This is a genomic window from Streptomyces sp. NPDC054765, from assembly GCF_053612065.1.
On record NZ_JBSHBP010000037.1, the window covers coordinates 67,571 to 87,357 of the forward strand.

Below are 19,787 nucleotides of genomic sequence, written 5' to 3' on the forward strand. Positions count from 1 at the left end.
GCGGCCGGCGGCCGGCAAAGCCCGCCCCCCTACGTCCCCCGCAGCAAATCCAGCTCCGTGGCGAGGTTGCGGCGGGCGAGGTGTTCCCAGCGGTCGTAGCCGCGGAGGGTGCGGAACAGGCGGGGGAGGGAGAGGAGTTGGGACAGTACGGCGGAGCGGCCGGCGATGAAGTCGGGGTCGGGGACGAAGGCGTACTCGTCGCGGACCGCGGCGGCGTAGGTGGCGTACTCGTCGGGGGAGCCGGCGAGCACCGCGAGGTCGGCGTCGCACAGGACCTCGCCGTCGGGGTCGTCGGGCGCCGGGTCGTGGGTCACGGTGAGCCGCACCAGACGGGCGACCTCGGCCGTGCGCGCGGGGCCGATGCCCAGCTCGGGCAGTGCGCGTTCGGCGAGGGCCGCACTGCGTTCCTCGTTCTCGGAGCGGTCGGGGCGGTAGACGGCGTCGTGGAACCACGCCGCCAGCTGGACGGTGGTCAAGTCGTCCGCGTACTCGGCCAGTTCGTCGATGCGGTAGAGGACCGAGGTCAGATGCTCGACGTTGTGATAGCGGCGGTGCGGCTCGCGCCAACGGGACAGCAGGTTGTCCGCGTACGGGGCGGGGTCGGGTGCGGTGGGGTGCTTTTTGCCGCGGGCCTCGGCGACGGTCACGGCCCAGCGCTGCCGCAGCTCCGGCGCCGGGTCGGTGGTGTCTGCCGTATGGGACACGGGAGTCATGTCAGCCATTGTGCCCCGGGCCCCGGGAAATACGGGGCGGAGGGCGATGCCCGGTCAGGTTCGGGGCGGTCCGGGGCGTGGCGCGGCGCCCGTCGTGCGGCGCTCACCTGGGCGGCGCCCACTGGTCGGTGCCCGGTCGGTGCCCACTGGCCGACGCCCGCCGGTCGGCGGACGGGCATCCGGGTAGGTGCACGGCTGAGGCGTATGAGTGAGGCGTATGGGTGAGGCGCATGGGCGGATTCCGGTCGCACCGGTGGCTAGGTGACCCCCGGAGTGCCGGGCGGCCCGTAGTCTGGGATATTGGACTAGACCTGTTGTACTGGCATTCCGTCCCGTCACGCCGTCACATCGTCATCGAAGGATTGGGTCATATGAGCAAGCGCGCGCTCCTGGAGGTGATCGCGCTCGGCCCGCAGGACGCGGTCGCGGCCCAGGCCGGCGGGGCCGACCGCCTGGAGCTGGTCACGGACATGGCGGCCGATGGGCTCACCCCGCCGCGTGCCGCGTTCGCCGCGATCCGGGCGGCCGTCGACATCCCGCTGCGGGTGATGCTGCGGGCCGCCGACGGCTTCGCGGCCGGTGATGTGACGGCGCTGTGCGAGGAGGCCGCGGCACTGCGGGCGGAGGGCGCCGAGGAGTTCGTCCTCGGGTTTCTGACGCCGGACGGGCGGCCGGATCTTGCTGCGGTGGCGGCGCTGGCCGAAGTGATCGACGGCTGCCGGTGGACCTTCCACCGGGCGATCGACCGGGCCGCCGACCGGGACGCGCTGCGCAAGGAGCTGTCGGGGGCAGCCGGCGTCGCCGGGCTCGACACCTATCTGACGGCCGGTGCCGCGCAGGGCGTCGACGACGGGATGCCGACGCTGCGGGCCGAGCAGGCGCGCAGGGCGGCGGGCGAGCCCGGCTATGCGCCGCGCATCCTGGTCGGCGGCGGGCTCGGGCTCGGTCATCTGCCGGCGCTGCGTGCGGCCGGGCTCGACGCGTTCCACATCGGGGGCGCGGCCCGGCCCGCCGGCTGGTCGGCACCGGTGGAGGCGGCGGCGGTGCGGGAGTGGCGGGAGGCGCTGGACCAGCCTGTCGCGCAGCGCGTCTGACACTTCGCGCAGCGCGTCTGACACTTCGCGCAGCGCGTCTGACACTTCGCGCAGCGGTGACACATTCAGCAGGCGGCCGGTCCTCAGCGCCCGGCCAGCTGGTCCGGCAGCGCCGCCGCATGGATCACCGTCAGGCCGGACACCGGACGGGTCAGGCATACGTACAGGCGGCGCAGGCCGGTCCGTTCGTCCGGTTCGCCGTCGACGATCGCGGCCGGCTCGTCCAGGACGACGTAGTCGTACTCCAATCCCTTGGCGAGCGTGGCGGGCACCAGCGTCAGCCGGGCCTCGGCCGAGGTCTCCTCACCGGGCGCCAGGCAGGCCACGCCCGCTGCCTCCAGCGCCGCGCGCAGCGCCGGAATACGCGCCTCCGCGGCGATCAGGCCGATCGAGCCTTCCTTCGCCAGCGCATCGTCGCAGGCCGCGAGGGTGGCGGTGGTCAGGTCCACCGGTTCGACCGTACGGATCTCGAAGTCACCCGCCGACTCGCGGATGGAGGTGGCTTCCATCAGGTCGGGGGCGATGGCGGGCAGCAGCCGGGACGCGTAGGCGATGACCTCGCGCGGTACGCGGAAGCCCTGGGTGAGTTCCTCGACGGTCGAGCCGGGCTTGCCCAGATGGGTCAACGCCTCCTGCCAGGTGTTGGTCGCCCACGGGGTGGTGCCCTGCGCGATGTCGCCGAGGATGGTCGCGGAGCCCGTGGTGCAGCGGCGGCCGACCGCGCGGTACTGCATGGGGGAGAGGTCCTGCGCCTCGTCGAGAACCACATGGCCGAGGGACGGGGTGCGCGCGACCAGATCCATCGCCTCGTCGATCAACACCGCGTCCGCGGAAGACCACTTGGCGCTCTTCACGCTGCGGGCCGGCTTGGTCCACAGGATCGTCTTCTGCTCCTCCGGCGTCAGGATCCCCTCGGCCTGCGCGGCCAGGAACTCCGCGTCGCCCAGCAGCCGCAGCACCAGCTTTGCCGGGTCGACCGGCGGCCAGACCGCCTTGACCGCGGCCTTCACGGCGGGGTTACGGGCCACCGCGTCCTGCACCCGGTCGTCCGGGGCCTCGCCCGCCTGCTCCATCCGGACCAGTACGGCATGCGCGATCCGCTGCGGCAGCGCCTCGCGGGCCGCGCCGTAGCGGATCTCACGGTCCGCCAACTCCTGTATGAGTTCTTCGAGTTCATAGGCAGGTACGCGCCAGCGGCGGGAGCCGCGGACGACCACACAGGGCTCCTGCGGCATCGTGATGTGCGAGCGGACCGCCCGCCGCAGCACCTCCGCCATCCGCGCGTCGCCCTTGACCGCCGCGGCGGCCGCCTCGTCCGTGCCGCGGACGTCCACATGGCCGACCAGATCGTCGACCGTGGCCTGCTTGACCTCCAGCTCGCCGAGGGCCGGCAGCACCTGCTCGATGTAGTTCAGGAACGAGCGGTTCGGGCCGATGACGAGGGTGCCGGCGCGGGCCAGCCGCTCGCGGTGCGCATACAGCAGATAGGCGACACGGTGCAGGCCGACGGCCGTCTTGCCGGTGCCCGGCGCCCCCTGCACGCAGACCGAGCCGCCGATGCCGGCCCGTACGATCTCGTCCTGCTCCGGCTGGATGGTGGCGACGATGTCCCGCATGGGGCCGACGCGCGGGCGCTCGATCTCGGACTGGAGCAGCCGGCTGGTCTGTTCCGCCTCCGCGGGGTCGGTGAGGTGTTCGTCCTCGTAGGCGGTCAACTCGCCTGCGGTGTAACCGAAACGGCGGCGCAGCTTGAGATCCATCGGGTCCTTCTTGGAGGCCCGGTAGAACGGCTGGGAGACGGGCGCGCGCCAGTCGATGACCATGGGGTCGCCGTCGGCGTCGTGGACATGCCGCCGGCCGATGTAGAAGTTCTCTCCCACGGCGCCTTCGGCGAGGTCGAGACCGGGCGCGTGGAGATAGTCGAGGCGGCCGAAGAAGAGCGGGGTGTGGGAGAGGTCGGCGAGCGCCTTGATCCGGGCGTCGATCTCGCCCTGGAGGACTTCGGCGTTGACCCAGTTCGCGGTGACATCGGCGATGTTCAGCGCCTCGGCGTCCTCGCGCATCGCACGCAGGGCGGAGCGGGAGGCGGCCAGGTGGGACTTCTCGCGCTGGAGGGGGTCGGGGCTGGTCCCGGCCTCGGTGCGTAGCGGAGGTGTTGAGGGGTGGTGGTCGGGTGACGGGGGAGAGCTTTCGGTGCGTAGCGCCGGCGGTGAGGGGTGGTGGTCGGGTGACGGGGGAGAGCTTTCGGTGCGAAGCGCCGGCGATGAGGGGTGGTGGTCGGGTGACGGGGGAGAGCTTTCGGTGCGAAGCGCCGGCGATGAGGGGTGGTGGTCGGGTGACGGGTGGGCGTGCGAGGGCACGGCGTTGCCTCCGGTGGCAGGTACTTCGGCGGGCGCGCCGAGGTACGCGGGCGCGGCGGGCCGGTGTCGGTGCGTAGCGCAGGTCATGCGCCCCGCGGGTCAGCGGCGTGAAGCGAAGGACCGGCCGGTTTCCGACCGGTCGGCGGCACTCCTCGACGGGAGGCAGGCAGACGCGCGATTGTAGTCAGCGGCTCAGAACCGCGCCAATGGATTTACGGTGGCTTGCGGCGGCCCTTCCGGGGATCGCACACCCTGAGAGGCCCGTAAGTCTCCAGTAGGGGCGGAGTGGGTCTGGAGACTGACTTCCGGCCCTTGAAGGATGGACCTATGGACCGATGTGCTGCAATCGCGTGAATTTCATCATGGAGGCATGAGCAGCGCAGCGATTCCCCCAGGTTCTGTCCACCCGATCTCACTCCATCCGGTCAAGGGCGCCACGGCCCTCGGCACGGACGCCGGGCGTGGTGCGGCGCCCGCCCATGAGCACCGCTATGTCGTCGGCAACGCACTCCGCGCGATCAAGGTCTTCGTCACGGCCGCCTTCGGCGTCGTCGTCATGGGCGAGTATGCGGATGATCCACGGACGCCCGAGCCCAAGGCGGGCTGATGCCAAGGCCGGCTGATGCGAAGGTCGACTGATGCCAAGGCCGACTGACTGCACGGACGACGGCATTCACGTTTCGCGGACGACCGCTCTTACGGACGACCGCTCGCGCGGACGACCGCTTTCACCGACGGCCGCTTTCACCGATGGCCGCATCCCGTGCCGCCGCCGTATGTAGCTGAGCGCGTACGCCGCCCGACCCCGTGCGCACAAAACGCGCACCATGGTGGGAAGGAAGGCATATCCCTCGTGCAGGAACCACGCTCACCACGCGCGCGAGCGCGTACGAGAACCCGGCTCCGCGTCGACATCCGGATGACCGGAAACCGTTACGGACGGTCGGCCGCGATCCATTAGCGTCACCGCAGAGGGCGTGCTCAGGGCAACGGGGAGGGGTCAACGGGTGTCTGCCGCCGAGGGGATGCGGACGGGGAGACGGGGCTGGGGGCAGGGCATCGTCCGCCCTCGCGTGGTGCTCGCAGCGGCGCTGCTCATGGCCTCGCTGGCCGGTCTGTGGGTGCTGTACCAGCTCCTGCCGATGCCGATGTCCGACATAGCGGTCTACCGCGCCGAGGGACAGGCCGCCTCGGTCGGCGGTGATCTCTACGGCTTCACGGTCACCAAGTGGGCTCTTCCGGCCACCTACCCGCCCTTCGCCGCGGTGCTCTTCATACCGACCACATGGATCTCGCTCAGCACCCTCAAGGTCGTCGCCGTGCTCGTCAATGCGGCGCTCCTCGCGTTGCTGGTCCATCTCTCCTGCAAGGCCGCCGGCCTGCGCAAGGCCACCCGCACCGCGCCCGTCATCCTGACCGCCACCGCGCTCGGCCTCTGGCTGGAGCCGGTCTTCCAGACCTTCGTCTTCGGGCAGGTCAACCTCGCGCTGACCTGCCTGGTCCTGTGGGACCTCTCCCGTCCGGACGGCGCGCGCTTCAAGGGGTTCGCCACCGGCATTGCGGCAGGCATCAAGCTCACCCCCGCGATCTTCGCCCTCTATCTCCTCGTCACCGGCCGGGTGAAGGCCGCCTTCACCGTCCTCGGCGGATTCCTGGCGTCGGCACTGCTGGGCTGGCTGGTCCTGCCCGATGCCAGCATCGAGTTCTGGACGCGGCGGATGTTCGAGACCGGCCGGGTCGGCAAGGTCTGGATCGTCGACAACCAGTCCCTCCAAGGGCTGATAGCCCGCGTGCTGCACAACCCCGAGCCCGGCCTCCTCTGGGCGGTGCCCGCGCTGCTGACCGCCGCGGGCGGGCTGTACGCCGCCCGCCGGGTGTATCTGCGACGCGGCCTGGACAGCTGGGGCGTGCTGTGTACGGCGGTCACGGCGCTGCTGGTGTCGCCGATCAGCTGGTCCCACCACTGGGTCTGGTGCGTGCCGCTGCTCGTCGCGCTCGCCGCCCACACCCGGCGCAGCCCGTGGCGCAGGGCGCTGCTGGTCGCCGTCACCCTCGCGTTCACCGCCCGCACGATGTGGATCATCCCGCACACCGGCGACCTCGACCTGTACTTCTCCTGGTGGCAGCAGCCGTTCGCGGCGCCGTACCCGGTGCTCGGTCTCGCCCTGCTGGCGGCCGTGGTGTGGTGGACGCGGCAGCCATCCGGCGTCCCCGGCACCCCGGGCCGCCGTCTCCCGGCGCCGCGCACCGAGCAGGAACTGCCCAGCGCGTCCCGGGCGGTCTGAGCGGCCGGTCCGGATGGTCCGGATGGTCCGGACGACCTGGACGACCTGGACGGCCCGGCCCGAGCTGGGCTCGTGGGCCGGGCCGGGCCGGTGGACCGTGGGCCGGTGAACCCGCGGGCCCGTGATGGGCCCCGCGGGCCCAACATTCTCGTCCGTCGCCTCAGACGTCCTCGCCTCAAACGTCCGTCGCCTCAGACCTCCTCGCCTCAGACGTCCGTCGCCTCAGACGTCCTCGTCCGCCGCCAGCAGCTCATCCGCGTCCACGATCCGGTACGCATAGCCCTGCTCGGCCAGGAAGCGCTGACGGTGCGCCGCAAAGTCCTGGTCGATGGTGTCGCGCGCGACGACCGAGTAGAACCGCGCCTCGTGCCCGTCCGCCTTGGGACGCAGCACCCGGCCCAGCCGCTGGGCCTCCTCCTGGCGCGAGCCGAAGGTGCCGGACACCTGGATCGCGACGGTGGCCTCGGGAAGGTCGATCGAGAAGTTCGCGACCTTGGAGACGACGAGCACCGAGATCTCGCCCTCCCGGAAGGCGCCGAAGAGCTTCTCGCGCTGCGCGTTGGTCGTCTCGCCCTTGATCACCGGGGCGTCCAGATGCTCGCCCAGCTCGTCCAGCTGGTCGATGTACTGGCCGATGACCAGCGTCTGCTGTCCCTGATGCCGGCGGACCAGCGCCTCGGTCACGTTCTGCTTGCTGGCGGTGGTCGCGCAGAAGCGGTACTTCTCCTCGGTCTCGGCCGTCGCGTACGCCAGCCGTTCCGAGTCGGTCAGATTGACCCGCACCTCGACGCAGTCCGCAGGGGCGATGTAGCCCTGCGCCTCGATCTCCTTCCACGGAGCGTCGAAGCGCTTCGGCCCGATGAGCGAGAAGACGTCCGACTCCCGGCCGTCCTCACGCACCAGCGTCGCGGTCAGTCCCAGCCGCCGCCGCGCCTGCAGATCGGCGGTGAACTTGAAGACCGGCGCGGGCAGCAGATGCACCTCGTCATAGATGACCAAACCCCAGTCCCGGGAGTCGAACAGCTCCAGGTGCGGGTAGACGCCCTTCCGCTTGGTCGTCAGCACCTGGTACGTGGCGATGGTGACCGGCCGGATCTCCTTCTTCGTCCCGCTGTACTCACCGATCTCCTCCTCGGTCAGCGAGGTCCGCTTCACCAGCTCGTGCTTCCACTGCCGGGCCGAGACCGTATTCGTCACCAGGATCAGCGTGGTCGCCTTGGCCTGCGCCATCGCGCCCGCCCCGACCAGCGTCTTGCCCGCGCCGCACGGCAGCACGACCACACCCGACCCGCCGTGCCAGAAGCCCTCGACCGCCTGCTGCTGGTACGGCCGCAGCGCCCAGCCGTTCTCGTCCAGCTCGATCGGGTGCGCCTCGCCGTCGACATAGCCGGCCAGGTCCTCGGCCGGCCAGCCCAGCTTCAGCAGCGTCTGCTTGATCTGCCCGCGCTCGGAGGGGTGGACGACGACGCTGTCCGGGTCCAGCCGCGCCCCGACCAGCGGCTGCACCTTCTTCGACCGGAGGATCTCCTCCAGCACCGGGCGGTCGGTGCAGGTCAGCACCAGGCCATGGGCGGGGTGTTTGGTGAGCGTGAGCCGACCGTAGCGGGACATGGTCTCGGCGATGTCGACCAGCAGCGCGTGCGGCACCGGGTACCGGGAGAACTGCACCAGCGCATCGACGACCTGCTCGGCGTCGTGCCCGGCCGCCCGCGCGTTCCACAGCCCGAGCGGGGTCACCCGGTAGGTATGGATGTGCTCCGGCGCCCGCTCCAGCTCGGCAAAGGGCGCGATGGCCCGCCGGCAGGCATCGGCCAGCTCGTGGTCCACCTCCAGCAGCAGCGTTTTGTCGCTCTGGACGATGAGGGGTCCGTTCACGCGCCTCGCCTTTCGCTTCCTGGCCGTCGACCGCCGGTACGGGCCGCAGACCTCGGCCGTTGATCACGCCCGCGGCTCTCGGCCGCAGATACGGCCAAACGTCCAGTGTGCCGCATTCCTGCGCGGGACGGTTCCGCGTCGCCCAGGACGGGCCGCTGCCCTGTGTGTCAGTCCGTCCGTACCTTCCGGTGGGGAGAAAAAACCCCTGCTCCCAGCGGGCACCACGCTGCTGAGCTGCGCGAACGATGCGTACTGATCACGGACAACGAAGGCGGTCTGCTGTCGCACATCGCGGGCGAGGCGGAGCGCGTTCAACTCAGCATGGGAGCGGAGCTTCTGGACCATGCCCGCGCGCTGCTCGCTGACAGCGCGGTGACGGAAGACCAACCGCGATGCCTGGCTTGCCGGCTCGCCGAGGCGCCGGCTGACACGCTCAGCATCGCGGAAGGCAGAGAGGGCCGTCGTCCGTGACGGGGCGGACGTCGGTGGTGCGGGACAGGCGCAGGACCGCCGGCGATGGACGGACGGCCCCTGCGCGACAAGGGGGCCCACCAGGTGGCTCGGGCCGCGGCGCCCGCCCGCTCCTCAGACCGAGTCGTCCGCCAGCTCCGCCACCCCCGTGATCCGGTGCAGCGGGTACGTCCGGACCTCGTCGGAGGTGTGGTCGTAGGCCGTCACGAAGCCGCCTTCGACGCGTACGGGCGCGATGACGCGCTGGCTGGCGGCGCCGTCGGCGTTGACGTAACCGATCCACAGGGCGGAGCGGGTCAGGACCGCGGCCTGCATGGTGGCGAGGGTCTCGGCGGAGGTGGTGCGGGGGAGGGCGCCGGGGGCCGGAGCGGGGGCGTGGACGGGCTTGCGTTCCGCGGTGGCGGCGAGATCGCCGGCGCGGATCGCGCGTACCGCCGCGGCGAGCAGGGCCGGGTCGGGGGACGGCGGGCCGTCGGGGACCGGGGTGGGGGCGGTGCGCGGCGGGGTGCGGTGGGTGTCGGCGCGGGCGATCAGGACGTCGCCGGCGGCGGATTCGGCGGCCGGGGCGTAGCCCATCGCCCGCAGGCCGTCGAGGAGTTGGTCGGGGGCGGTCTGGGCGGCGAGCACGGTCGGGGCGAGCCGGCGCAGGCGGAGGGTGGCGGCGCGGCGGTCGGCGAGGATCTCGGAGAGCAGCGCGTCGTCGTCGCAGCGGACGTAGGCGGTGGCCGCGCCGATCCGCAGCCGGCCGTGCTTACGGGCCACATCGTCGATGAGGTAGGCGAGCGGCTGCGGCACCGGGGTGCGGGAGTGGGTGGTGAGGAACTCCTGCAGCTCGGCGGCGGAGCGGCCGGCGTCCAGGGCCCGGCGTACGGAGGCGGGGGTGAAGCGGTAGACCGTCGCGCCGCCCTTGGACTCGATGTCGGCGAGTACGCCGAGCGCCTCGGCGAGCGGGCGGTGCAGCGGGCCGGGGGCGACGGCGGTCAGGTCCGCCTGGAGGAGGACGTGGTCGACGGGTTCGGGCAGGAGCGGGGCGAGGAGGGCGGCGGCGCGGGCCACGGCGGCGCCCATGTCTGTGGGGGTGGGAGTCGCGGGGGTAGAGGCCGCGGGGGTGGGAGCCGCGGAGGTGTGCGAGGTGGCGTCGATCAGGGCGCGGCCGTGGGTGGAGAGCGCGCCGCGGCCGGTCACCCCGAGCAACTCGGCCTCGGTGAGGGTCCATTGGGCGAGGCGTGAGCGGAGGTCGTCGGCGGGGGCGGGAGGGGACCCGGCGCGTCCGGCGCCTTGGGTGCCGCCGTCGACGGCGGCTGCCGCGGACGGCGGCCTGCCCACGGCCGGTGCCGGAGCCGGTCCCGCGGCCGTGCCACTGCGCAGCGGGCGCTCCCACCGCAGCCGGGACAGCACCGCCGCGCCCGGTACGGACGTGCCGGGCGGCAGGGCGGCGAGCAGGGCGAGGGCGCGGCGGCGGACCTCGGGGGCCGGGGAGCGGTCGAGGTGCGGGCCGAGGGCGGCCAGCGCGCGGCCCTTGGCGTCGGCGCTGCCGACGATGCCCGGGGCGCGGGTCGCGGTGAGCCAGCCGGCCGCCAGTACGGCCCAGCGCTCGTGGTCGGGCAGCTGCAGCCACTCCTCGGCGGCCGGGGTGGCCGCGAACCGCTCGTCGGCCTCGCCGTCGGAGGCGATCAGCCCGGCCGCGTAGGCGAGTTCGAGCCAGAAGGCGGCGAGCTGCTCGGTGGTGTCCAGGGCGGCCGCGGTCCGCTTGAGGTCGCGGACGCTCATGCCGCCCGCGCGCAGGACGGCCGGCCCGCCCAGGTCCCACTCCTTGAGCAGCTCCTCGACGGTCGCCAGGGCCGTGAACGCCTGGCTCGCGGCGGCGTTGTCCACAAGCTGTGGATCACGTTCCGTGGCGGGGGAGAGCGCGGGCGGGGCCGGCTCGGGGGTGTGGTGGGCCCGCCCGCCGCGCAGATGGAGCGCCGCTTCCCGCGGCAGGACCACATTGCGGGCGCCCGCCGGGATCAGCAGACCCCGGTCCAGCAGCCACTGCAGATGCGGGGCCGGACGGTCGGTGACCCCGCCGTAGGGCGGGCCCCACAGCAGCTTGTCGAGGACGGCGACGGATTCGGCGGGCGCGGTGTCGAGCAGCGCGGCCATCCGGGAGCGGTCGGTGAAGAGCCCGCCGAGCGCGGCGACCGCGGTGACCGGATCGTGGGTGGTGGGCAGGCCGGCCGCGGCGATGATCTCCTGGAGCCGCCCCGGCGACATCCCCGCCGTGGCCTCGGCGACGGCCGGGCCCAGGCCGGTCGGCGACGGATGCGTGGCGCTGGGGCTGAGCAGCTCGCGGGCCGTACGCACCAGCCGCAGCCGGTCGTCCGGGCCCCACACCAGCGCCTGCGCACGCAGCTGTGCCACCGCCCGGGGCAGCTCGGCGGCGACCGCCGGGTCCCCGGCGTCCCCGGCCATCAGCGCGCCCAGCGTGTCGTACGGGCACGGGTCGGGCGCCACCGCCAGCGCCTCGGCGGTCTGCAGCGCGAAACGGTCGAGCCGCTCCACCGCGCGGACGACCGACGCCCGCGTTCCGGCCCGGGTGGCGAGCTGGGTGACATCGCCGGGAACCGGATGGAGCAGGTCGGGCCGTGCCCGCAGCAGCCCGATGAGCCCGCTGTCGGTGCGGGTCCTGAGCTCCTCGGCGAGGGTGCGGGGGGTACCGGTCATTCGTCCTACGTTAGCGGGGCGGGGCAGGGCGGGGGACCGTGTGGCGGCCCGGTATCCGCGGAGCGCCGCCACGGCGTCCGTACGCCACCCGTACGCCACCCCGCCCCGCTCCCCGCGGCCTCCGGTCCGGCGGCCGGCCGAAGCGGTACCGTCGGGGCAGCAACCAGCGGACGCCGCAGGGGATTTCGTGGGGATCGAGAGCGATCAGCTCGTCTATGACTATCTGAGCCGGGTGGGCGACCTGGCCCAGCAGCGGGGGCTGCCCGCCGCCACGCGGATGCGGCTGGTCACCGGGCTCCGGGCCGAGATAGACGGACAGCAGGCCGGTTCGGTGTCCGGGGTGAAGCGGATTCTGGCCCGGCTGGGGACGCCGGAGGCGGTGGTCGCGGCCGCGGGGAGCGCGGCGGACCGGCAGCCGGGGGCGTCCTGGGGCGGTCCGGCGGCGCGGCAGGGGCCGGCGGGCGGCGATGTCCCGGGAGCGGGGCCCGCCGTGCCGCCGGGCCCGCAGTCCGTGCAGCCGTCGCGGCCCGTGCAGCCGTCGCGGCCCGCGGAGCGCCCGTGGAGCGCCGCACGCGACAAGCTCACCGGTCTGGCCCGGCGCAGCGGGCCGGCGGGCAAGCCACCGGCGCCCGGCAAGAACTCCCCGCAGGGCAAGGTGCCCGCCCCGCGCGACGGGGCGGGCGACACCGTGCCGTCGGTCGGCCTGCCGCCGCATCTGGCCGGTGCGGACGAACTGGGCGACGACGGGGACGGGCCCGACTGGTGGCGGGTGGAGCCCGCGCCGTTCGGGCCGGGGGAGACCGTTCCGGGGTTCGTCGGCGGGATCGAGATCCCCGAGATATGGGACCGGCCCAAGGACGACCCGCTGTCGTTGCGGAAGGACGGCACCGACGGGGACGAGGCGCAGGGCGCGGAGGAGGACGGTGCGGCGCCGGCCGGGCGGCCGCTGCGCCGGCTGGTGCGGGTGCTCCGCCGGCGGCGCGGCGCGGCGGCCGGGGCGGCGCCCGTGGCCGGAGCCCCGGACGAGGTCGTGGCGGTGCCCGCGCGCGCACCGCTCAGCCCGGTCCTGACGCTCGCCGTGCTCCTGCTGGTGGCCGGTGCCGCGCTGGGCTCGTGGCTTGCGCTGGCGGGCGGCTGGGGGCTCGCCTACGTATCGCGGCGGCTGAGCCGGGCCGAGGCCAAGTTCGCGGCGCTCGGCGTGCCGGGGATCGTCGTCGGCGGGCTGCTGGTGTGGCTGTGGGGCCGGTTCGACGGGCGGTGGGGCGAGCCCCTCGCCCAGGGCCGGCTGGGGCAGGAGATGGCCGACGGGCTGCCGGGGGTCGTGCGGGTGGCGGCGGTCGCCTCGGCGCTGTTCCTGGTGTGGCGGATGCGGCGGGTGCCGCGCTGAGGTGTCTCGGGTGCCGCGCCGAGGTGTCCCGGGTGCCGCGCCGAGGTGCCTGCGGGACCCGGTCCTGGCTGCCGCAGGCACAATGGCAGGCATGGCTGCACACCCGCTGACGGTCGGCTTCGACCTGGACATGACGCTGATCGACTCCCGGCCGGGCATCAGGGCCGCGTATCAGGAGCTGTCGGCCAGGACCGGCACCTTCATCGACGCGGACCTCGCCGTGAGCCGGCTGGGGCCCCCGCTGGAGGAGGAGATCCGGCGCTGGTTCCCCGCGGAGCGGGTGGCCGAGGCCGCCGGTCTCTACCGCGCGCTGTACCCGGAGTACGCGGTCGCGGGATCATCCGCGATGCCCGGCGCCCGGGAGGCCGTCGACGCGGTGCACGCCGCGGGCGGCCGGGCGATCGTGGTGACCGCCAAGTACGAGCCCAACGCCAGGCTGCACCTGGAACACCTCGGCCTCGGCGTGGACGCCCTCTTCGGCTCCCTGTGGGCGGCAGACAAGGCCGAGGCGCTGCGCAAGCACGAGGCGCAGGTCTACGTCGGCGACCACATCGGTGACGTCGTCGGGGCGCACACCGCGGGTGCCCGGTCCGTCGCCGTCGCCACCGGTCCGTGCGACGCCACGGAGCTGCGCACGGCCGGCGCCGAGGTGGTGCTCGCGGACCTGACGGAGTTCGTGCCCTGGCTGGAGCGCTATGTGGCGGAGCGGGCGGACGGCGGCGAGGCCGCCGCCATCTGACGGCGCTGAGCGGTGGCGGAACGGATCACTCCGGCCGCGGCGACCAGAAAACCGAGACCCATCAGCATGCACAGCCAGTAGAAGACGGACGGCAGCGGTTCGGTCCCGAGGAACAGCGGCGCCACCGTGGCGAGAGTGGCCACTGCGCCAACTAGGAACATGATCGCGCCGATTCGGACCAGTAGATCCCCGGCCTGGGGAGTTTCGTCAGACACCTGACCAGGGTAAGTCCGGGCCAGAAGCACTGAGGATCCACCCGGCGGCGTCTTGTCACCGGCCTTGGGACCATTAGCCTTGGTGACGGCGGGTCCTGAGGCCCGCTGCACTGCTCTCCAGCCCCTTTCCCGCTCTCGGCTCCCGCCCGGGGCGGGCGAGACCCCCACCCCGCAGTTTCCGCAGTAGACCCGACCCAGTTTTTTCCATCGAGTACGAGGACGAGGACAGACGTGCCTACCGGCAAGGTCAAGTGGTTCAACAGTGAGAAGGGCTTCGGCTTTCTCTCCCGCGATGACGGCGGTGACGTCTTCGTACACTCGTCGGTGCTGCCCGATGGCGTAGCCGCACTCAAGCCTGGCCAGCGCGTCGAATTCGGCGTCGTCGCCGGGCAGCGCGGCGACCAGGCTTTGACCGTGACGCTCCTCGACCCCGCACCCTCGGTGGCCGCGGCGCAGCGCCGCAAGCCCGACGAACTCGCCTCGATCGTCCAGGACCTGACCACGCTGCTGGAGAACGTCACCCAGCAACTGGAGCGCGGCCGTTACCCGGACAAGGTGCACGGCGCGAAGATCGCCGGCATGCTGCGCGCAGTCGCCGACCAACTGGACGTCTGAGCACGCCGGCCCGCGGACGGCCGCAGCCGGCCGTCACACGCGCCACAACTCACACGCGCCACAACTCACATGCGGCACAACTCGCGCCGCATACGTCACACACTGCATACATCACACACTGCATACATCACACGAAGTGCAGCGCATCGCGGCCGAGGGGCGGAACCAGCCCCTCGGCCGCGGCGCGGGTGAGCAGCCCGCGCACCGCGGCATAGCCGTCCTCGCCGAGGTCGGCGGTGAACTCGTTGACGTACAGCCCGATGTGCTGGTCGGCGACGTTCGGATCCATCTCCTGGGCGTGCTCCAGGACGTACGGCCGGGAGGCCTCGGGGTCGTCCCAGGCCATCAGCACGGAGCTGCGGACCGCCGCCGCGAGGTCGCGCAACGCCCGCTCGCCCAGCGACCGCTTGGCGATGATCGCGCCGAGCGGGATCGGCAGGCCGGTGGTCAGCTCCCAGTGCTCGCCCATGTCCGCCAGGCAGACCAGGCCGTAGTTCTGGTACGTGAAGCGCGCCTCGTGAATGACCAGGCCCGCATCGACCTTGCCGTCACGCACGGCCGGCATGATCTCGTGGAACGGCAGCACCACGATCTCCCCGACCCCGCCCGGCACCTCGGCCGCCGCCCACAGCCGGAACAGCAGATACGCCGTGGACCGCTCACTGGGCACCGCGACCGTCTTGCCCGCCAGATCCGCGGCCGGGCCCTGCTCCCTGGTCAGCACCAGCGGCCCGCAGCCGCGCCCCAGCGCGCCGCCGCAGGGCAGTAGCGCATAGTCCTGGAGTACCCACGGCAGCACCGCGTACGACACCTTCAGCACATCGAACTCACCGCGCTCGGCCATGCCATTGGTGAGGTCGATATCGGCGAAGGTGACCGCCAGCTCCGGCGCGTCCGGGACGCGGCCGTGCGCCAGCGCATCGAAGACGAAGGTGTCGTTCGGGCACGGCGAGTACGCGATGTTCAGCGGCCGGGTCACGGGGTCCTCCTCAGGGACGTGGGGGTCCCCCGCGTGAGCGAAGTCGAGCGTGGGGGAGGATCCGAAGCCGGTCCGGCGGCGGCCGTCAGGGCTCCGGGAAGCGTACGGAAGGCACCGGTCAGGGCGGTGAGCGCGGGGCCGATACGCCAGGCGGCGCGGTCGCGGGGGCCGACGGCGTTGGAGACCGTACGGATCTCCAGCACCGGTACACCGTGTGCGGCGGCCGCCTCGGCGACCCCGAAGCCCTCCATGGCCTCCGCCAGCACACCGGGGTGACGCGCCGCCAGCTCGGCGGCGCGGGCCGCGCTGCCGGTGACCGTGGAGACGGTCACGACGGTGCCCGACGCCGCACCGGCCGCCGCGGCGACGGCCTTGACCAGCGCCGGGTCCGGGCGGTGCGCCACCGTCCCGAAGCCGAGTTCGGTGACCGGGGTGAAGCCGTCGGGCGTCTCGGCGCCCAGGTCGGCCGCGACGATCGCGTCCGCGACCACCACGGAGCCCAGCGGCGCGCCGGACGGGGTTCCTCCGTCCGCGCCGCACGGGGTCCCCCCGTGCCCGGGGGCGAAGCCGCCGCCGATTCCGGCCGAGACGACCAGGTCGTACGGCGCCCCGGTGAGCGCGGCGGCGGTCAGCGCGGTGGCCGTGCCGGCGGCCGCGGCCGCCGGACCGACCCCGGCGGCCAGTACATCGAACGCCACCGGCGCACCCGCCGCGCGCCGCAGCGTGTACCCGCCGGGCAGCGCCGTCTCGTCGCAGGGCCCCGCCGCGGCAGCCACCGCGTCGCGCTCGGCGGCCACCGCCGTGACGACCAGGACCCGCATCGAACGGCCCTCCCGCCCTAGTCCTTCTGCTTCAGGGTGAAGTGCCACATGGTCTTGGGACCGTCGCTGCCGCTCAGCTCCGCGACCTGGAGGGTGACGTCCTTGCTGTAGGAGGTCTGGCCGGTCTGCGGGTTCTGCTGCATGAAGAGGGTGTCCGCGTCGAAGCTGCGGTACGTCTGCTTGCTGGGCTCACGCATGACGGGGCCGGCCCCGATGACGATCCAGCCGGACTTGGCGACCGACGGGTCGACACCGACGCGCACCTTCTCACCGGGGTGGACGGTGATCGTCTTGCCGCCCTTCTTGGTGATGCAGGCGGTGACGGCCGTCTTGGAGAGGACCTTGCCGTCGCCGTCGCAGCCGGGGGTGGCCTCGGCCTGCACCGTCGTCGAACCGACGGTCACGGTCGCGAGCGATGTCGGCTTCTCGCAGGCGGAGAGGGTGATGAGACCCAGGGACACGGCACCGATGGCGGCAGCGGCACGGCGGCCCTTGCCCCAGGAGATCAACGCAGCGGTCATACGGGCAGGCTATCTGGCGCCCCAGCTCACGCCACGCCCGGGTACGGCGTGCCGCGTTGCCCGTCGGGTGTCAGGCCACCCGGGGCGCCGGCGTACCGCCCCGCCGGGCCGCGCTCAGCAGTCCCCGGACGGCCAGCAGCACGCCCAGCGCCACCAGTCCCGCGGCCACCGACATGCCCACCGTGCCGATCAGCGGCAGCGAAATCCCGATCGCGCCGCCCACCACCCACGACATCTGCAGCGCCGTCTCGGACCGGGCGAACGCGGAAGTGCGCACCTCCTCGGGCACATCGCGCTGGATCATCGCGTCCAGCGACAGCTTCGCCAGCGCCTGGCACAGCCCCGCGGCCGCCGCGGCGGCGGGCACCACGACCACCGCCAGCACCGGGTAGAACACCGCCGCCAGCACCGTCGCGCACAGCGCCAGCCCCAGCATCGCCGCAATGATCGGCTCCGGCCCGCGGGCCTTCAGCCAGGCGCCCACCGCCGTCCCCAGCGCATTGCCGGTACCGGCCGCCGCCACCACCAGCCCCAGCGAGGCCGCCGCGCCCAGCCCGCCCAGCGGATGCTCGCGCAGCATGAAGGCCAGGAAGAAGGTCAGGAATCCGGAGAGCGCCCGCAGACACGCATTGGCCTGCAGACCGTGCAGCACCGACGGCCCGACCGTACGCAGCCCCGGCTTCCGCCCGCCGCCCGCCTCCCGGGCCGATGCCCGCCGGGACCCCGGCCGGGCCGACGCCTCCCGGGACGCCAGCCGGGCCCGGCTCTCGCCCTTCGCCGAGTCGACCTTGGGCGGCAGCGAGAACGACAGGAACGTACCGGCGGCAAACACCGCGAACGCCCCGTACAGCGGCCCGCCCGGCCCGAGCAGTTGCAGCCCGGCCCCGACCGGCGCCGCCACCCCCGTCGCCAGCAGCCCCGCCAGCGTCACCCGCGAATTGGCCTTGACCAGCGAAATCCGCGGGGGCAGCAGCCGCGGCACCACCGCGCTGCGGACCACCCCGTACGCCTTCGACGCCACCAGCACACCCAGCGCCGCCGGATACAGCTGGAGCCCGCCCGTTGCCACCGCGCCCGACATCGTCAACGCCAGCAGCGCCCGCGCCAGCATCGCGCCCGCCATCGCCGCCCGACGGCCGTGCGGCAGCTGGTCCAGCAGCGGCCCGATCACCGGTGCGAGCAGCGCGAACGGTGCCATCGTCACCGCCAGATACAGCGCCACCCGGCCCCGCGCCTCATCCGTCGGCACCGAGAAGAACACCGTCGAGGCCAGCGCGACGGTGATCATCACGTCACCGGCGGAGTTCACCGCATGCAGCTCGATCAGCTTGCCCAGCCCCGACTCGCCCGCACCGTGCGCATGCGTGGCGCGCCGCAGCCCGCGCGCCGCGCCGGTGAACGGTCTGTGCAGCGCACGGCCGACCGCCCGGCCCGCCCGGCCCGCCCGGCGGGCCCGGTTGTCCCCGTACCCGCCTCGCGTCGAGGCGCTCGACACCTGTGACGACTTCCGTGCGGTCCTGGACACCCTCGACACCTTCGACGCCCTTGCGGCAGCCACCTGGTCATAGTGCCCCAACTCGCCCAGGAGAGGGCACTTTCTCCATGCTGCCGCGCGAGGCGTACCGGCCCGCGGTCGCCGGTGCTGACATTTGCCCTCCCACCGAGGGGTCGTACACCGTTGAAGGGGTAGCGTGTGTAGCGCGCCACCGGCGGTCGTTCTTGGCCGCGTGCCTCCTCGCGATCCCGCAGAATGGGACGTAAGAGGTGCGCTCGACCGAAACGACCGGGCGCGGACGTCGACGCGGTCCCCTGGTCCGCTCCGCCCGCCCCGGTACCGCCGGTCGTCCGGACAGGACAAGGACAGCTCCGGCTGGCGCACTCGTGAGACGGCGTAGAAGAGAGAATCGATTCTTGTGAGTGCTGCGATGCGAAGCCGTACCCCTGACCGCCTGTGCGCCGAGGCGGTCGACCTTGCCCGGGAGGCGGCGGAGGAAGCCGCACTGCCCGGCACGGTCGGCGAGCACATCGATGCGGTGGCCGACGGAGACCGCGTCGTCACCCACCTCTTCGCCTGCAACGAAGTCGGCTACCGGGGCTGGCGCTGGGCCGTGACGGTCGCCAGGGCCTCCCGCGCCAAGATCGTCACCCTCGACGAGACGGTCCTGCTGCCCGGCCCCGACGCGCTGCTCGCACCGGAGTGGGTCCCGTGGAGCGAGCGGCTGCGCCCCGGCGACATGGGCCCCGGCGATCTGCTGCCCACCGAGGCCGACGACCTGCGCCTGGAGCCCGGATACACCGGCGACGACGTCCCGCCGCCGAACTCCCCGGTCGCCGAGGGCATGGCCGCCGACGTCGCCGATTCCGAGGAGGCGGACGTCGTCCCGGGCTCGCCCGCGATCCAGCCCGCCCCCGGGCGCGGCAGCATCGCGGCGGTCGCCGAGGAGCTGGGCATGCGCCGCGCCCGGGTCCTGTCCCGCTACGGCCTGCACTCCGCCGCCGACCGCTGGGAAGAGGCCTTCGGAGCCAAGACCCCCATGGCCCAGGCGGCCCCCGCCACCTGCGCGACCTGCGGTTTCCTCACTCCGCTCCCCGGCTCCCTGGGCCAGGCCTTCGGCGTCTGCGCCAATGAGTTCGCCCCGGCGGACGGCCGGGTCGTCTCCCTCGCGTACGGGTGCGGTGCGCACTCCGAGGCCGCCGTCATGCCCAAACCGCCGCGGCCGGCCGCGCCGGTTGTCGACGAGACGGTGGTTGAGCCGTTGTCGCTGCGTCCTGAGCGGGACGGGGGGTCGGTCGAGGAGACCGGGCCCGCCGAGGAGCTCGGCCACAGTTAGGGGCTGGGGCCTCGGCCCCACGTTGTTTTCTGCGGCGCCGTGCCGCGTTCCGTTCTTCGCCTCCGGCGGGGGGTGGGGTGTTTGGGCGGGGGCCGCTTGCTGTCCGTGGTGGGTGCCGGTGGTGGGCCGGAGGGGCCTGTGTGGTGGACTGCTTCGCTTTACGTCCACCACACAGGCC

16 protein-coding genes are annotated in these 19,787 nt (G+C 73.2%); 7 read left to right on the forward strand and 9 right to left on the reverse strand.

The window, feature by feature from the left end; genetic code table 11:
• Positions 1-29 precede the first annotated feature (29 nt).
• On the reverse strand, positions 30-713 hold the full coding sequence (locus ACWGJY_RS22965; RefSeq protein WP_453262691.1) for an HD domain-containing protein: 684 nt from the start codon (positions 711-713) through the stop codon (positions 30-32).
• Positions 714-1,084: 371 nt separating this feature from the next.
• On the opposite strand from ACWGJY_RS22965, the gene ACWGJY_RS22970 reads away from it, so the two are divergent.
• Positions 1,085-1,807, forward strand: coding sequence for a copper homeostasis protein CutC (locus tag ACWGJY_RS22970; protein ID WP_453262692.1), 723 nt, complete (start codon positions 1,085-1,087; stop codon positions 1,805-1,807).
• An 83-nt stretch (positions 1,808-1,890) separates the two neighbouring features.
• Here ACWGJY_RS22970 and ACWGJY_RS22975 read toward each other — a convergent pair whose 3' ends face one another.
• Entirely contained in the window at positions 1,891-3,870 is a 1,980-nt protein-coding gene (locus ACWGJY_RS22975; protein WP_453262693.1) for a HelD family protein, read from the reverse strand.
• A gap of 667 nt (positions 3,871-4,537) precedes the next feature.
• Here ACWGJY_RS22975 and ACWGJY_RS22980 point away from each other — a divergent pair.
• On the forward strand, positions 4,538-4,774 hold the full coding sequence (locus ACWGJY_RS22980) for a hypothetical protein (RefSeq protein WP_453262694.1): 237 nt from the start codon (positions 4,538-4,540) through the stop codon (positions 4,772-4,774).
• 418 nt (positions 4,775-5,192) lie between these two features.
• Entirely contained in the window at positions 5,193-6,452 is a 1,260-nt protein-coding gene (locus ACWGJY_RS22985; protein WP_453262708.1) for a glycosyltransferase 87 family protein, read from the forward strand.
• Positions 6,453-6,674: 222 nt separating this feature from the next.
• On the opposite strand, the gene ACWGJY_RS22990 is transcribed toward ACWGJY_RS22985, so the two are convergent.
• Entirely contained in the window at positions 6,675-8,327 is a 1,653-nt protein-coding gene (locus tag ACWGJY_RS22990) for a DNA repair helicase XPB (protein WP_453262695.1), read from the reverse strand.
• Positions 8,328-8,912: 585 nt separating this feature from the next.
• The gene (locus tag ACWGJY_RS22995) at positions 8,913-11,501 is read right to left on the reverse strand and encodes a helicase-associated domain-containing protein (protein ID WP_453262696.1); all 2,589 of its coding nucleotides are present in this window, start codon (positions 11,499-11,501) and stop codon (positions 8,913-8,915) included.
• Between the two features lie 187 nt (positions 11,502-11,688).
• On the opposite strand from ACWGJY_RS22995, the gene ACWGJY_RS23000 reads away from it, so the two are divergent.
• Complete coding sequence (locus tag ACWGJY_RS23000) at positions 11,689-12,888, forward strand: hypothetical protein (RefSeq protein WP_453262697.1); 1,200 nt, start codon at positions 11,689-11,691, stop codon at positions 12,886-12,888.
• Positions 12,889-12,979: 91 nt separating this feature from the next.
• The gene (locus ACWGJY_RS23005; RefSeq protein WP_453262698.1) at positions 12,980-13,627 is read left to right on the forward strand and encodes an HAD family hydrolase; all 648 of its coding nucleotides are present in this window, start codon (positions 12,980-12,982) and stop codon (positions 13,625-13,627) included.
• On the opposite strand, the gene ACWGJY_RS23010 is transcribed toward ACWGJY_RS23005, so the two are convergent.
• Positions 13,582-13,788: a hypothetical protein gene (locus ACWGJY_RS23010; protein WP_453262709.1), complete on the reverse strand. Its 207-nt coding sequence runs from the start codon at positions 13,786-13,788 to the stop codon at positions 13,582-13,584. The two genes, ACWGJY_RS23005 and ACWGJY_RS23010, sit on opposite strands and share 46 nt — an antisense overlap.
• A 285-nt stretch (positions 13,789-14,073) precedes the next feature.
• Between ACWGJY_RS23010 and ACWGJY_RS23015 the strand changes: the two genes are divergently transcribed.
• Positions 14,074-14,457, forward strand: coding sequence for a cold-shock protein (locus ACWGJY_RS23015; RefSeq protein ID WP_018089689.1), 384 nt, complete (start codon positions 14,074-14,076; stop codon positions 14,455-14,457).
• Positions 14,458-14,584: 127 nt separating this feature from the next.
• On the opposite strand, the gene ACWGJY_RS23020 is transcribed toward ACWGJY_RS23015, so the two are convergent.
• The 4 genes from ACWGJY_RS23020 to ACWGJY_RS23035 form a co-directional block, all read right to left on the reverse strand.
• Entirely contained in the window at positions 14,585-15,436 is an 852-nt protein-coding gene (locus ACWGJY_RS23020; protein ID WP_453262699.1) for a 1,4-dihydroxy-6-naphthoate synthase, read from the reverse strand.
• Positions 15,433-16,257, reverse strand: a complete 825-nt coding sequence (locus ACWGJY_RS23025) for a futalosine hydrolase (protein ID WP_453262700.1) — start codon at positions 16,255-16,257, stop codon at positions 15,433-15,435. The genes ACWGJY_RS23020 and ACWGJY_RS23025 overlap by 4 nt, the downstream gene beginning before the upstream one ends.
• A gap of 17 nt (positions 16,258-16,274) precedes the next feature.
• Positions 16,275-16,778: a hypothetical protein gene (locus ACWGJY_RS23030; RefSeq protein ID WP_453262701.1), complete on the reverse strand. Its 504-nt coding sequence runs from the start codon at positions 16,776-16,778 to the stop codon at positions 16,275-16,277.
• Positions 16,779-16,848: 70 nt separating this feature from the next.
• The gene (locus ACWGJY_RS23035) at positions 16,849-18,273 is read right to left on the reverse strand and encodes an MFS transporter (protein WP_453262710.1); all 1,425 of its coding nucleotides are present in this window, start codon (positions 18,271-18,273) and stop codon (positions 16,849-16,851) included.
• 430 nt (positions 18,274-18,703) lie between these two features.
• Between ACWGJY_RS23035 and ACWGJY_RS23040 the strand changes: the two genes are divergently transcribed.
• A complete protein-coding gene (locus ACWGJY_RS23040) occupies positions 18,704-19,609 on the forward strand; it encodes a DUF3027 domain-containing protein (RefSeq protein WP_453262702.1) in 906 nt (301 codons plus the stop codon).
• Positions 19,610-19,787: the final 178 nt, after the last annotated feature.